Source organism: Nitrosomonas sp. (assembly GCF_020852615.1).
Taxonomy (GTDB): Bacteria; Pseudomonadota; Gammaproteobacteria; order Burkholderiales; family Nitrosomonadaceae; genus Nitrosomonas.
Genome location: NZ_JADZAJ010000023.1, coordinates 1 through 14,303 on the forward strand (window position 1 = coordinate 1; position 14,303 = coordinate 14,303).

9 protein-coding genes and 1 pseudogene are annotated in these 14,303 nt (G+C 51.1%); 6 read left to right on the forward strand and 4 right to left on the reverse strand.

Features of this window, described 5'->3' with window-relative positions:
* From IT527_RS05015 to IT527_RS05040, 6 genes and pseudogenes are all read left to right on the forward strand, one after another.
* Positions 1–131 (forward strand): annotated as a pseudogene (locus IT527_RS05015) (cytochrome C554); the annotation flags it as partial.
* 253 nt (positions 132–384) lie between these two features.
* Positions 385–1,173 (forward strand): hypothetical protein, encoded by a 789-nt coding sequence (locus tag IT527_RS05020; protein ID WP_292967304.1) that lies wholly within the window; start codon positions 385–387, stop codon positions 1,171–1,173.
* 168 nt (positions 1,174–1,341) lie between these two features.
* Positions 1,342–2,826: a DEAD/DEAH box helicase gene (locus IT527_RS05025; RefSeq protein WP_292967306.1), complete on the forward strand. Its 1,485-nt coding sequence runs from the start codon at positions 1,342–1,344 to the stop codon at positions 2,824–2,826.
* Between the two features lie 288 nt (positions 2,827–3,114).
* Positions 3,115–3,243, forward strand: coding sequence for a hypothetical protein (locus tag IT527_RS05030; protein ID WP_292967308.1), 129 nt, complete (start codon positions 3,115–3,117; stop codon positions 3,241–3,243).
* A 438-nt stretch (positions 3,244–3,681) separates the two neighbouring features.
* On the forward strand, positions 3,682–4,773 hold the full coding sequence (locus IT527_RS05035) for an efflux RND transporter periplasmic adaptor subunit (RefSeq protein ID WP_292967310.1): 1,092 nt from the start codon (positions 3,682–3,684) through the stop codon (positions 4,771–4,773).
* Positions 4,770–7,856, forward strand: a complete 3,087-nt coding sequence (locus IT527_RS05040; protein ID WP_292967312.1) for an efflux RND transporter permease subunit — start codon at positions 4,770–4,772, stop codon at positions 7,854–7,856. The genes IT527_RS05035 and IT527_RS05040 overlap by 4 nt, the downstream gene beginning before the upstream one ends.
* A 33-nt stretch (positions 7,857–7,889) precedes the next feature.
* Here IT527_RS05040 and yedF read toward each other — a convergent pair whose 3' ends face one another.
* The 4 genes from yedF to IT527_RS05060 form a co-directional block, all read right to left on the reverse strand.
* Entirely contained in the window at positions 7,890–8,126 is a 237-nt protein-coding gene (yedF, locus tag IT527_RS05045; RefSeq protein WP_292967314.1) for a sulfurtransferase-like selenium metabolism protein YedF, read from the reverse strand.
* The gene (yedE, locus tag IT527_RS05050) at positions 8,123–9,343 is read right to left on the reverse strand and encodes a selenium metabolism membrane protein YedE/FdhT (RefSeq protein WP_292967316.1); all 1,221 of its coding nucleotides are present in this window, start codon (positions 9,341–9,343) and stop codon (positions 8,123–8,125) included. The genes yedF and yedE overlap by 4 nt, the downstream gene beginning before the upstream one ends.
* 163 nt (positions 9,344–9,506) lie before the next feature.
* Entirely contained in the window at positions 9,507–12,206 is a 2,700-nt protein-coding gene (locus IT527_RS05055) for a glucosidase (protein WP_292967318.1), read from the reverse strand.
* A gap of 25 nt (positions 12,207–12,231) precedes the next feature.
* A complete protein-coding gene (locus tag IT527_RS05060; protein ID WP_292967320.1) occupies positions 12,232–14,268 on the reverse strand; it encodes an alpha-amylase/4-alpha-glucanotransferase domain-containing protein in 2,037 nt (678 codons plus the stop codon).
* Positions 14,269–14,303 lie beyond the last annotated feature (35 nt).

Consider the following 14,303-nt stretch of genomic DNA (forward strand, 5'->3'; position numbering starts at 1 on the left):
AGATGGTCAAGAACACCAAAGCCATGCACGAACACTACAAACTGGAAGGTGTATTTGAAGGCGAACCGAAATTCAAATTCCATGATGAATTCCAGGCCAGTGCCAAACCTGCCAAAAAAGGAAAAGAGTAATCATTTTTTGGTGGTGTGATTGTATTTGTTTGTTCTGAGGGGGCTGTGATGGCCCTTTCAGAATAGATTCAGGCCAGCAGCTTTAATTATCTATGGATATCTCAGAAATAATCCGGATAGATCAGCAGGCAACAAGTGTTTATATTTTAAACATTGCTATCAGGGCTTGTTCTCGGCTGGTAAATGAAACAAGCAGGTCACTGTTTTCAACCGTCAGATAAGGCGGTTTTTTTATTTTCAAAATAGGTTAAACATGTTTCGTAGATTTCCGGAAACAATCGAAAATCCGATACACAGGAAGCGTGATTATTTCATCGCGGCATTTACCTTTTTTTGTGTTGCGGTTAGCCTCGTGATTGATGCACATGGAACCTTATTGTTACAAAATATGCTGGGTGTCATTGCCTGGATTTTCCTGATTCTATTGCTTCGTGGTGAAAACCGGGAAATAAGAATGCAGGTTGTGATTGCTGTCGCTTTTGCAACAGCCGGTGAGCATTTTGCATCCATTTATATGGGGGGGTATACCTACCGTATGGAGAATGTACCGCTGTACGTACCCCCGGGCCACGGTATGGTTTATCTGACTGCTGTAGCACTGGCTCGATCAGGTTTTTTTCTCCAGCACGCCCGGAAAATTGCAGCGTTTGTGATGATTGTGTGCGGGTTCTGGTCAGCATGGGGGGTTAGCGGATTATCCGAGCATGGTGATCAGGTGGGGGCCCTGCTTTATGTGGTGTTCCTGATCTATCTGTTCAAAGGCAGGTCGCCGATGGTATATCTGGCGGCATTCTTTATTACCACCTGGCTGGAACTGATTGGTACCGCAGCCGGTACCTGGCGGTGGGCTGCGCTTGAACCGATATTTGAATTGACACAAGGCAACCCGCCTAGTGGGGTATCCGCCTGGTATTGTCTGGTGGATGCTGTTGCCATTAGTGGCGCTCCGATTTTTCTGAGTGCTCTTGGCAGAGTGAGCGGCCTGGTCAAATGGTTCAAAAATGGCGGAATTAATCTTAAAGTGATTTTGAGTAAAAAATGAGCGATATTTCCAGGTTGCAGCGTGTGAGCAGGGGTATTTTTTGAGTGAGCCCAAACCGGCAGGGGTTAAGCTTATACTTACACTTATTAACTTAATTCATTACCCTGTTATGGAAATACTTCAAACCGATTCGATACTGTGTATTTCTTGCAGGTGCAAACATAGGCTATGAGCAGCGAGATAATGTTTGACCAGCTGGGTCTGTCCAGCGAAATTCTTCGCGCCGTCAGTGATGAGGGCTATGTAAATCCCACACCAATCCAGGCACAGGTTATTCCCTCAATTCTGGCTGGCAGGGATGTGATGGCCAGTGCACAAACAGGCACCGGCAAGACAGCCGGTTTCACCCTTCCTTTGCTTTACCGCCTGCAGGCACATGCCAGTACAAGTATGTCTCCTGCCAGGCACCCAGTTCGCGCATTGATTATGGCACCAACCCGCGAACTGGCCATGCAGATCGATGAAAGCGTCAAAAAATACGGAAAATATCTTGCACTGAGATCAGCGGTCGTTTTTGGTGGAATTAGTATTGAACCCCAGATTGCGGTATTGCAAACAGGGGTGGAGATATTGGTAGCCACTCCCGGTCGTCTGCTGGATCTGGTTGAACAAAAGGCGGTTAATTTTTCGAAGACCGAAGTTTTGGTGCTGGATGAGGCAGATCGCATGCTGGATATGGGTTTTTTACCGGATATCAGACGTGTAATGGCATTATTGCCCCAGCAGCGACAAAGCCTGATGTTTTCAGCCACGTTCTCGAGTGAAATCAGAAAGCTTGCTGACAGCCTGCTGAAACAGCCGATCCGGATTGAAGCTGCAGCACGAAATACGGTGAATGAATCTATTTCACATATTGTTCACCGGGTAAATCCGGGTAATAAGTTTGCCCTGCTGCTTCACCTGATTCGTCAGCAAAATTTGAAGCAGGCGCTTGTCTTTGTCAAAACAAAGCATGGATCTTCCCAGTTGGCACAAATGCTGACTCGTAATGAGATTTCGGCGGCAGCCATTCACGGTGATAAAAATCAGCAGCAGCGGACACAAGCGCTTGCTGAATTCAAGAATGGTGAAATACAGATATTGGTTGCGACTGATGTTGCAGCCCGCGGGATTGATATTGAAAAACTGTCTCATGTTGTTAATTACGAATTACCCGGTAATCCGGAGGATTATGTCCATCGTATCGGGCGTACCGGTCGGGCAGGCAGTAAAGGAAAAGCAATTTCTCTGGTCAGCGAACATGAAAAAGAGCTGCTGGCCAATATTGAGAAACTGTTGAATACTAAACTGGAGGTAGAGCCGGTTACCGGTTTTGAAGCAGAGCAATCTTTACGCAATCTGCCGGACCGGAAAAACCGGATGGCATCCGGTAATTCTCGCCATGACAGTAAACCAGCGGAGAATACCGAAAATGAGAAAGGCAGGAAGCTGCCTGCGTCGCACAGATATGCCGATTCGCGCAGAGGAGGTATATCAAAACATAGCGACCCTATTTTTACCCAACCTTACGTTCCGCAGTCTAATCCGGCTTCACCGGCTGCAGCCAGACAAGCGGAAACTCAATCGCTGTTCCTTGCATATCGACAGGAAAAAAAGACTGTTCCAGCCCTGTTTACTGCCTTAACCAAGAATAAAATTAAACAGGAAAATTGAGCTCATATTGATTCTCGGCTTTTCCCTTTTCCTGATCTCTCTTTACCCATTCATTTTTGAGCGACTGATCGACTTCAGTCTGTTTTCTCCCCTGTAATTGCATTTGCCCGTATCTGGGCAGGTATCTGATACGAGCAGAGATCTTGTTTGCCCTGTCTGCTGCACAAAAACCAGATCAACCGGGTGGTTGCGACAGTAAAGCTGCATTTTATTGACGTGGATCAATAAAACAGATGCCAATCAGGAGCATGATTTTCTTCGGGTTAATATAAAGAAAGGAGTGAGAAAATGGGTGAAGTAGTAAAGGGCAGTGATACCGAAACTTTTAGAAAGATGATGGTTGCTGTTGTGTTTATTATGGCAGTGCTGGGGTCATTGATCGTAATATCAGCTCGTTTTGCAGCAGGTGGTATCTGAGGTGTACTAAGAAGCTGGAAGCACTGTTTTTTGTTATCCAATACTTTATCCGAATACCCCTGTTAGTTCTCTTCCGGGGCTGACGGGGGTAGAAATATCCTGCACAAACAGCATTTGGTAAAGATCTTCGCAGTAAAAATCCCACAATAGTAATAAAGCCCGCGCCGGGTGTGCCGTCCCCCTATGGCGGTCACTTGCTGACAACCCTCACCGACCTGTTTGTATCCGGCGCAGCTTTACTTTCCTGCTTTTACGATACGATAGTCTGACTTTGCATTCCGCATATTACAGCACACCGGCCTGAATATGCTTTTCTTTCCAGGCAGATGGAAGGCATATTTTGGTACTATCCCCAATCCAATCCTTTACCCCTGTCATAGAGAGGGGCTTCTGATTGCCAGTTTACTCATCTGCGTTGTAAGGAGGGTGTTAACAGTAATGTTGAATGGAACAGAAAAACTGCTGTATGTTGCTCTGGTACTGCTTTCTGCTTGCGGCAAACAGGAAGAGGTGGCAAAAGTCGTCAACCCGCCTTCAGTCAGCGTAATTACTGCTAAACAGGCTTCGATGGAAGTGCGTGAGGAAACGGTTGGATCGCTCGAAGGTTTGATGGATCCGACCATTGCGGCTGAAGTTTCCGGGCGTGTACTTAAAGTGCAGGTGCGTCAGGGGCAGCATGTGAAAAAAGGGCAGGAAATCGCCTTGCTGAATCCGGTCGATTATCAGCTGCAGCGAAGAGAGGCGGTTAGTGAAGTTTCCCGGCTGGAGGCTTTATTGAACAATCAGAAGCGTTTGGTCGAACGCAATGCCAGGCTGGTTGAACGCAATTTTATTTCACAAATTGTGCTGGATGATGTTAAAACCCAGGAAATTGCTTTACACCGTCAGCTGGAGGGGGCTAAATCCCGTTTGGCGACTATCGAGCACAATCAATCCAAAACACGTTTGCTTTCCCCTATGGATGGAACTGTTGAATCCCGGGTAGTTTCCGAAGGGGATTATGTCAAGGTGGGTGATCCGCTGTTCCAGATCATCAGTAACCAGCGGCTGCGCGCGCATCTCCCATTTCCTGAGAGTATTGCCTCGCATATCAAACCCGGTCTGGAAGTACGGTTGAGCTCACCGACTTCTGATGTTGAAATCGTTTCTCACATCAGAGAATTGAAACCGGCGATCGGCGCGGGTAACCGGGCAATAGATGTACTGGCCGATGTGGAAAATCAGCCTGGCTGGCATGCGGGAGCCAGCGTCAGTGGTGTGATTGTGCTGGATGTACGCAAGGATGTGGTCGTGGTACCGGAACAAAGTGTGGTACTGAGGCCAGCGGGTGAAGTGGTTTATGCGGTCAGTCAGGATCAGGCACAGGTTCATCAGAGAATCGTGCATACCGGCCTGAGGCAGGATGGCATGGTCGAAATTATTGAAGGTATTCAGGCGGGTGAACAGGTGGTGCTGGATGGCGCCGCTTTCCTGACCGATGGCGCTAAAATCTCGGTACAGAAAGAAGCATCAGGAAAGGCGGATTCATGACACTGCCCGAGTTGTCAATCAAGCGCCATGTGCTGGCGTGGATGGTTTCCGGGTTGCTGGTATTGCTGGGGATAATCAGTTATCAGCGCATTGGCATGGATCGCTGGCCGTATATCGAATTCCCCATGATTTCGGTGACAACAACGCTGATTGGAGCCAATCCCGATATTGTTGATGCCAGTATTACCAGCATTATCGAGACTGCCATCAATACCATCCCCGGTATTGAACATGTGCAATCCAGTTCTTCACCCAGTGTTTCAGTTACCACCATTACATTCAGTCTGGATAAGAACATTGATGTTGCCTACAACGAGGTACAGTCGAATATCAGCCAGATTCTGCGGCGATTGCCGGACGATGCTGATCCACCGATCGTGCGTAAAATTGAAACCAATGCGCAGCCGGTAATGTGGCTGTCGCTGCAGGGGGATCGCACACTGCAGCAGCTCAATCTGTTCGGCTTTAACGTTATCAAGAAGAAGCTGGAGACGATTGATGGCGTCGGTGAAGTCCGTCTTGGCGGGCGGCGTGATCGTACCATACGAATTAATATCCTGCCCGAACGCCTGGCCTCCTACAACCTGGTCGCAAGTGACGTCATCAATGCTTTCCGGCGTGAACATATTCAGTTACCGGGTGGTTTTCTCATAGGGAAGAATACCGAAAAGCTGATCAAGCTCGATCTGGAATTCCACAATATCAGGGATATCAGCAATCTGATCGTAACGTATCGTAATGGCGCCCCAATCCGGCTGAAAGAAATAGCGGAGGTCGCGGATGATCTGGCCGATTATCGTCAGGTGGCACGCTTCAAGGGAGAGCCTTCGCTGGGAATAGGCATTGTCAAGGTTTCGAATGCCAATACAGTAGCCATTATCGAGAAAGTCGAGCGCAAGCTGAAAGAAGATATTGTCCCGGGTTTACCGCCCGGTATGCGCATCAGTGTTTCCACCAGTGACGCTATTTTTATCAGGGAACTGGTAAATTCGCTGCAGGAACATCTGGTGGAAGGCACATTGCTGGCCGCATTGATCGTATGGCTGTTCCTGCGCTCAGTACGTTCCACGTTAATCATTGCCACTGCCATTCCGGTATCCCTGATGGGAGCCGTCGCCGTGATGTATTTCTCGGGGTTTACCTTCAATACTATGACACTGCTTGCGCTGCTGCTGCTGATCGGGGTGGTGGTGGATGACGCTATTGTTGTGCTGGAAAGCATTTTTCGGCACATGAGCCGGGATCAGGCGGGAAATGGTAAGGTTGATGCGGCAGCGGCCTCGGTCAGAGGCAGTCATGAAGTCGTGTTTGCGGTAATTGCAGCCACGCTGTCGCTTGTCTGTATTTTTGCGCCGGTGATTTTCATGGATGGCATCATCGGCAAATTTTTCAAATCATTTGCAGTGGTTGTGACGTTTGGTGTGATGATTTCCCTGCTGGTTTCGCTTACGCTGACCCCCATGCTGTGCTCACGTTATCTGCGTGTTGAACAACAACATGGCCGCCTTTATTACCGGATGGCTGACTGGTTCAACCGTATGGATCAGCTGTACACCTCGCTGCTTGATTATTCGATCACTCACCGCTGGAAGGTTGTACTGATTACAGTCGTTGCGGTGTTGAGCAGCGGCTTTTTCTTCGGCAAAGTGGAGAAGGAGCTCGCTCCGGAAGCGGATGAAGGGGTATTCACGGTTAATTTCAGGACTCCGCTGGGTTCAAGTATTGACTATACCGATTCGCGCATGCGGCTGATTGAAGGTGTGCTGGCTTCCTACCCGTCTGAAGTGGCCACCTACCTTTCCATTATTGGAGCCGGGCAGGATGGCCAGGTAAACAGAGGATTTGTCAGTGTTCGTCTGTTTGATCGCCAGGATCGAACCATGACCCAGAAAGCATTAATTTCCAAGCTGAGAGAACGTTTTGACAGAATTCCGGGAGTGCAGGCATTTCCTGCCCCGGTTGCGATTGTGCGTGGTCAGCGTTCTGAAAAATTACAGTTCAACCTGACCGGCCCCAATCTGCAGGAAGTGGGGCGTTTATCCGGTGAGATGCAGCGGCGGCTCGGTGAAATACCGGGAATGGGTAAAATAGATCTGGATCTTGATCTTGACTTGCCACAGCTGGTGATGAATCTGGATCGGACGCGCGCGGCCAGTCTTGGTATTTCAGCCGCAGATGTCGCTACGGCAATCAATATGTTTACCGGTGGGGTGGATGTGGCGAGGTTCAGTGATGAACCGGGAGATGGTCAGCGTTATGAAATCAGGATTAAAGGTAAAGAAAATCGGTTCAGCCAGATTGAAGATCTGAAGAAAATTTATTTGCGAAGTGCCGGGAATGAACTGGTCAGGCTGGATACGGTTGCCAGTTTCCACGACAGCCTCGGTGCAGCCGTGATTGGGCGATTTGATCTGCAATATGCGGCAATGTTCTATGCCAACCCGACACTGCCGCTGGGCAAAGCTGCCGATATGGTATTTCAGCAGGCTGCTGAATTTCTGCCGGCCGGCTACGCGGTGAAGATGACCGGTCAGGCGGAAGAGCTGGCTAAAACCATGTCAAATACGCTGTTTATTTTTATCCTGGCGCTAGTTCTGCTGTACATGGTGCTGGCCAGTCAGTTTAACTCTTTTCTGCAACCGCTTATCGTTATGGTCGCGCAGCCGCTGGCAATCATAGGCGGTATTTTTGCCTTATGGCTGACGGGCAATTCACTTAACATATTTTCCATGATCGGCCTGGTACTGCTGATTGGCCTGGTGGCTAAAAATTCGATCCTGCTGATTGATCTGACCAACCAGCTGCGTGAGCAGGGCAAATCTGTGGATGCTGCACTGAGGGAAGCCTGCCCGGTTCGGTTGAGACCGGTGCTGATGACATCATTGACCGTTATCCTTGCACTGTTACCGGCAGCGATGGGGCTGGGTGCCGGTGCTGAAACCAACCGCCCGCTTTCCATCGCAGTGATTGGTGGCATGATTTCATCGACATTGTTAACGCTGGTAGTGGTACCTGCGGTTTATTCGCTGGTGATGCAGGCGGTAGAGAAATATCAGCGTTCTCATACTTCTTCGTACTTCTGATACATCAGTCTGATCAGTCATTTTCGAATGTAATCAGCCGGGCACGCGAATAACAAAACGGAACAGCGGGCCGTGCTGCTCGACTGTCAGGCAGTTGTAACCTTTGGCGCGAGTGTCTTCGGGGATGCCGTTTACGGATTGGGCACAGTCGGTAATGACTTCCAGTATCTGTCCGGGTGCCATGCCAGCCAGGGCTTCCAGCGTGGCAACGGCATTGTAGGGGCAATGTTCCCCGCGTAAATCCAGTGACAGATCAGGTTTCCGGCTCATTGAGCAAGGTTTTCCTGAAGACTGGCTGCGGCAGTATGGCGCTGGTTATGGCGTCGGGCATTCAGGTAAACCAGCCCGGCTGCCAGTGCCAGCCCGATCAGACTGGCCAGCAGACCGGCGCCTGTTCCCAGCTGTTCCAGCAGGTTGATTTTCGGGTAGGGCAGGGCCAGTACACCACCCAGCTCATCCCAGAAGAGGGCGACCAGGGTGCCGCCAATGACGTTGCCGATGCCGACTACCCAGAAATGGACCTGTCCCTCCATTGCCCGATACATCCAGCCGGTTTCACAGCCACCGGCCAGTACGATGCCGATACCGAACAGCAGTCCGCCAATCACGGCATTGGGGCCCATCCAGAAGATTTTGGGTGTGGCACCCAGCGCGATTGCACCGAAATTGCCGAGACAGGCTACCGCCATGCCCAACAGGATACCGTAAGCGATGCGGGTGCGTCCGGTGGTCCACAGATCACGCACAGCGCTGGTAAAGCAGACTTGTCCGCGCTCGATTACCGCGCCGAAGCATACACCAAACAATACTGCCAGACCCAACACCAGTGAAACTTCAAAGCGTGAGGCAGCAAAGCCGAGTATCAATACAGCAATCAGTAAACCGAAGCGATTTTGCAGGCGAGCACGCCGGGCCAGAGCGGCCGTGTCAGCAAACAGCGTGCTGGGTACAGTATCCAGCCGCAGCGGGGTACGCAGGAGCGGCAGCAGGCAGAGTTTTACACCGATCCATGCTCCGGTGACCGTAGCCAGCATGAAAGCCCAGGCATGGAGTGAAAACATCGGGATACCGGTGAAGAAAGCCGCCAGATTGCACCCCATCGCCAGGCGCGCACCAAAACCGGCAATGATGCCGCCGATCAGCCCCTGCACCAGCCGGCGCCGGCTGGTCGGCCAGCGCAGCTGCACATTATTGGCCCACAGTGCAGCACATAGTGCACCGGCAAACATGCCAATGATCATAACGCCATCAATACGCTCGAGTGGTGAATCTTTCAGGCCGATCAGCTGGAAATAGCTCCACTGTTGCGGAGCAAAACCAAGCCATGCGGCAATATGTCCTCCCCAGCGGGTGAATTCACCAGTTACCGCCCAGAAAGTACCAGTAATCGCAAAGTAACAGGATGAAGCAACTCCCAGTGACAGTAAAGCCGGGATAGGTGACCAGAAACGCACCAGGTACTGGGTGCGGAATTCGGTAAATGACATGTTTGAAACTCCGATTGATTGGCTGAATGCCACGTTATGTGGGGGACGTATTATTTTAATGCGGATAGAGAGGTTTCCGGGAAGCTATTAGCTATTTTATGTTGCCAGCCTGGCTTTGCAGGCATAATCGAATTCAGGCCATGGTTTGTTTTTCAGGTAACGGCTATATTTGCAGAGGGCCGTTATTTCCTGCCAGAATGGCGGGGATTTCCTGCATGCCCAGTTCGGTCAGTTCTTCCTGTTCCAGAGAGCCGAATATACTGAGCAGGGCGGCCAGCGCGCCTGTCCAGCCGGTCTGGTGGCTGGCACCCAGTCCGGAGCCGTTTTCACCGTGGAAATATTCGTAGAACAGCAGATAATCCCGCCAGTGGGGATCGGTCTGAAATTTTTCTGTACTGCCAAAAACGGGGCGCCTGCCGTACTCATCCGGCAGGAAGATATGCAGCAGTCGTGCGGAAATCATTTTGGCGATCTGGAACAGGTTGCATTGCTTGCCTGATCGGGTCGGACATTCAATCCGGAAATTATCGCCGTAATAGGCGTACAGCGTGAGCAGTGCACGGATAATCAGGAGATTGACAGGTACCCAGACCGGGCCGCGCCAGTTGGAATTGCCGCCAAACATATTGGTGGTGGATTCCCCCGGCTGATAATCCGCGGTGAATGTTTGTCCGTTCCAGTAAAATTCGTAGGGATGTTCCAGGTGATATCTGGAAAGTGAGCGGATGCCGTGAGGACTCAGAAATTCCTGTTCATCGAGCATTCTTGCCAGTATCCGGCGCAGTTTGTCCTCATCCAGAACAGCCAGCAGACGGCGACCTTCAACACCGGGCCTGATCGGGCAGAACAGATGGCGAGTCAGGTAATCCCGGCGCCGAACCAGATCTTCAAACAGTTTTGCCACCTGCGGCAGTTTATCCAGTGTGGTTTTTTCAATGACAGTTACGGCACACAGCGGCAGCAGACCGACGAGGGAGCGTACCTTGATACGGGTTGAGCGGCCATCCGGAAAGCGCAACACGTTATAGAAAAAACCATCTTCATCATCCCACATATCGCGGTGCTCATCGCTGACATCCTGCATGGCGGCGGCGGTTGACATGAAACGGTTCAGATAGGACAGCACCCTCTGTTCATAATCCGGTTCATGGAAGCTCAGCTCCAGCGCGATTTGCAGCATATTCTGCGAGAACAGGGTCATCCAGGCAGTGGCATCTGACTGTTCAATGTGGCCGCCGGTGGGCAGCGGGGTACTGCGGTCAAATACGCCGATATTGTCCAGTCCCAGGAATCCGCCTTCATACACATTTTTATCCGGCTCCCGGTGGGCTTCCCACCAGCAGAAATTTTTTTCCAGACTGGCAAAGGCAGATTTCAGAAATGCCAGATCATTCTGGTCGTGATAATCCTGGCAGACCTGGTAAACCATATAAACCGCCCAGGCATGTACGGGTGGATTCACATCACAGAAATTCCATTCGTAAGCCGGAATCTGCCCGTTCGGGTGCTGATAGCGATTTTCCAGAAACAGACTGAGCTGCTGTTTGGCAAAGGCGGGATCAATAATGGCCAGCGGCAGGGTGTGGAAAGCGGTATCCCAGACGGCAAACCACGGATATTCCCATTTGTCCGGCATGGAAATAATGTCCCTGCATTGCATATGTTCCCAGCCGGTGTCGCGTATACTTTGCTGATGATGCTCATCCAGCCAGCGTTTTACGTCGAATTCGTAATACTGCTTGGACCATATCATGCCAGCCAGTGCCTGCCGCAGAATGCGCTGCTGTTCCCTGCCGAGTTTGTTACCGGACAGGGTGGCATAAAAATCATCAGCTTCTTTTTTTCTCTGATCAATGAGCTGATCAAAATCAGTAAAGATAGTGTCTGCACTGACGGATTCAGCACGACACAGGCGCAAGCGGATTTCGCTGCTGTTTCCAGGAGGAATACTCAATGCATAATCCGCTGCCGCCCGGGTGCCGTGACAGGCGGGATTGACGGCATCTGCCTGACCGGAGACGATATGGTTGTTGATGCCATCCTTGGTATAGAGGCCGGTGTTGTTGCTGTGAAACAGCCGCCAGGCGTTGGTTTCATTCTCACAAAACAACAAAGGCGGGTTGTCCGCACAGAATAGCTGGTATTCACCCAGTACTTCATGTTCGGCGCGGATTACCCGGTAGTTGCCCGGATTTTTTTCCTGGGACAGTTGCGGCTTTGCTGTACCGGATTCCCACGACCAGGTATTACGAAACCAGAGGGTGGGCAACAGCCGTAAACTGGCAGTTTCAGGGCCCCGGTTAACAGCAGTGATGCGGATCAGCAGATCTTCCGTATCAGCCTTGGCATATTCCACAAAAATATCGAAATACCGGTTCTCATTAAAGATGCCGGTATCCAGCAGCTCATATTCCGGTTCCAGCCGGGAGCGTTGCCCGCTGGTGGTGACCAGATCTTCGTAGGGATAAGCGGCCTGCGGATATTTGTAGAGGTATTTCAGATAACTGTGAGTGGGAGTGGCATCCAGATAGAAATAGTATTCCTTGACATCTTCACTGTGATTGCCCTGCTGATTGGTCAGACCGAACAGACGTTCTTTCAGTACAGGATCGTGTCCGTTCCACAATGCCAGCGCAAAACAGAGCAGCTGGCGATCATCACTGATGCCGGCCAGCCCGTCCTCCCCCCAGCGGTAGGCACGTGCACCCGACTGGTAGTGTGGAAAATAATTCCAGGCATCCCCGCTGTCGCTGTAATCCTCCCGCACGGTACCCCATTGCCGTTCGCTTAAATAAGGCCCCCATTTTTTCCAGGGGACACCGCCTTCATTGCACTGTTCAAGCCGCCGGGATTCTGTCGTCATATATTGCCCTGCCGGTGTTGTCCGGTTAATCCGAGTTGCTGCTGTGGTGATCTGTCTTTTTGTCAAATTGCAGAGTGATTTGCTGCTTGCAGCCGGTTGCCGGCCAGGTGAGTGTCAGTTTGACTGCCTGCATGATTTTTTCGAATCCACCCTCCGATTGTGAAACGGTGAAATGCGGGCGGGCGTGAAGGTTGGCCGGCGATTTAATTTTAAGCACCAGCCTGCCACCCAGGGTATCGTCTTCCAGTGTGAGTGCAGTCAGATCAGCCAGTTCGATGCGTTGCCCGAAGCCGGATAGCACGGTGTGATTCCTGATATAACGCCCGCCCGGGCCATCGCAGCTGGGCATGGCCAGGTTGATTTCGGTTTGCAGGTCTCCGTCCGGTTTACCTGTACATTCGTACGTTACCTGCAGCTGACTGCCGGAAATCCGGAAATATTTGCTGAGTGACCCGGAAGCCGTTTCCGCCCGGAAAATGATTTCATTCTCACGGGTTACAGGTTGCAGCTGGTAGTGCAATGTTTCGCCATTCAGGTGATCGATAAACAGGTATTGCGGATGTGGATCCGGTTGCAGATCGGCCGGGCTGATTTCATGCTTGAAGCTGACCCGGTCATGTGCGGAAGCAATTCCGGATTGATACTGTGCTGAATTTTCCTGTGAATTCAGCCGGATTTTCCGATAGTAGTGTTCTGTCTGGCGGGCAAGGGTATCAGCAAAATTGTGCCTGAGCGGATAAGTATCCAGTTCGCAGATGCTGGCACTGCCGTCCAGTTTAAGAATCGCCTGCACGCTTCCATTTTGCAGGTGGATTTCTTCGATACCATCCAGGTCAATATCTTCCTGATATTGAGGGGTACGGGGAGTGTGCTGGTCAAGCAGCGCTTCCAGCTCAATCAGGTTGTTATAGACAGCACGTCGCAGGTGGGGAAGATACAGCCCGCCGAACAGTCCGTGCCAGTAGGCATCATTGGCCTGGGAGGCGTACAGGCATTGCCGCATGGCGCCTGTGCGCTGTCTGGCCGGTAACTGTGCGTAGCGTGCGGAAAGATTAAGCATGCGTTTGTGCATCCAGTTGGATTCGGGATAGCGCGAGAAAAAGTTTTTCCAGATACCGCCGCGCAGGAAAGATTTGTTTTGTTCATACACCCCGGCGGATTTGGCCTGCTGGACAAGATCGGCGTAGGTATGGGCAGGTTCGGCGGGTAGCGTCCACTCGTTCATCTCAACATAAGAAGTGGTGGGGAGATAGATAACGCCACGGGTTTTTTCGCTGGCGTGGTAATCCCGGTAGTGTTGCAGCCGGATACAGGGAGAGGCCAGCACTCCCTGTATGAACTGCTCTAGCCAGCCCTGTTCGTAAACCCATTGATAAGTTTCCGGCCAGATACCAAATTTCTCGATGTCATCAAAATAAACTGCGGCAGGCTGATGGCCGGGAGCGGCCTGATCAGCCAGTGATTCAATATAGGCGATAGCTTCCTGTGCAGGAGAAAACGGCAGTCGGTAACGCAGGGCTTCCGAGATAGGGAAAAGATCCAGTGTGTGGTGATCTTCTTCCGTGGTGAAAAAACCATTGAGCTCTGTTTTGTGTTTGCCGGCACAAATAAAATGATAATCGTCCACGATGACATAGCGGATACCACAATTTGCCAGTGCCGGAGTGACTGTTGATTCCCAGACACGTTCGGTCAGCCAGGCGCCTTGTGGCTGTTGCCCCAGCTTTTTTTTGAGTTTGTCGGAGAAGGTCTTGAGCTGGCCGATACGATCCCGTTCGGGAATCACTGCCAGTACCGGCTCGGTATCTCCTGCACCAAACAGCTCGATCTGGCCGCGTTTGACCATTTCGCGCAGCAGTGCCATATCGTGCGGGTAGTGCTCAAACAGGAAATCCAGCAGCCAGCCGGAGAAATGGACAGCAAAACGAAATTCCGGATAGCGGTACAGGGTGTGCAGGAACGGCTTATAACAGCGCTCATGTGCATCAGTGATAACCTCCGGGAAATTGCCAATTGGCTGGTGGGCATGGACACCAAAAAGAAGTGATATGGATGAGGTCATCGGAATATCCTGCAAGTTAGGGAGTTATCAGCGGT

Bases quoted from the DNA above. Each gene is read 5' to 3' on its own strand.
- IT527_RS05020 (WP_292967304.1), top strand. From the start codon at position 385: ATGTTTCGTAGATTTCCGGAAACAATCGAAAATCCGATACACAGGAAG.
- yedF (WP_292967314.1), bottom strand. From the start codon at position 8,126: ATGAGCCGGAAACCTGATCTGTCACTGGATTTACGCGGGGAACATTGC.
- IT527_RS05035 (WP_292967310.1), top strand. From the start codon at position 3,682: ATGTTGAATGGAACAGAAAAACTGCTGTATGTTGCTCTGGTACTGCTT.
- yedE (WP_292967316.1), bottom strand. From the start codon at position 9,343: ATGTCATTTACCGAATTCCGCACCCAGTACCTGGTGCGTTTCTGGTCA.
- IT527_RS05040 (WP_292967312.1), top strand. From the start codon at position 4,770: ATGACACTGCCCGAGTTGTCAATCAAGCGCCATGTGCTGGCGTGGATG.
- IT527_RS05055 (WP_292967318.1), bottom strand. From the start codon at position 12,206: ATGACGACAGAATCCCGGCGGCTTGAACAGTGCAATGAAGGCGGTGTC.
- IT527_RS05025 (WP_292967306.1), top strand. From the start codon at position 1,342: ATGAGCAGCGAGATAATGTTTGACCAGCTGGGTCTGTCCAGCGAAATT.
- IT527_RS05030 (WP_292967308.1), top strand. From the start codon at position 3,115: ATGGGTGAAGTAGTAAAGGGCAGTGATACCGAAACTTTTAGAAAGATG.
- IT527_RS05060 (WP_292967320.1), bottom strand. From the start codon at position 14,268: ATGACCTCATCCATATCACTTCTTTTTGGTGTCCATGCCCACCAGCCA.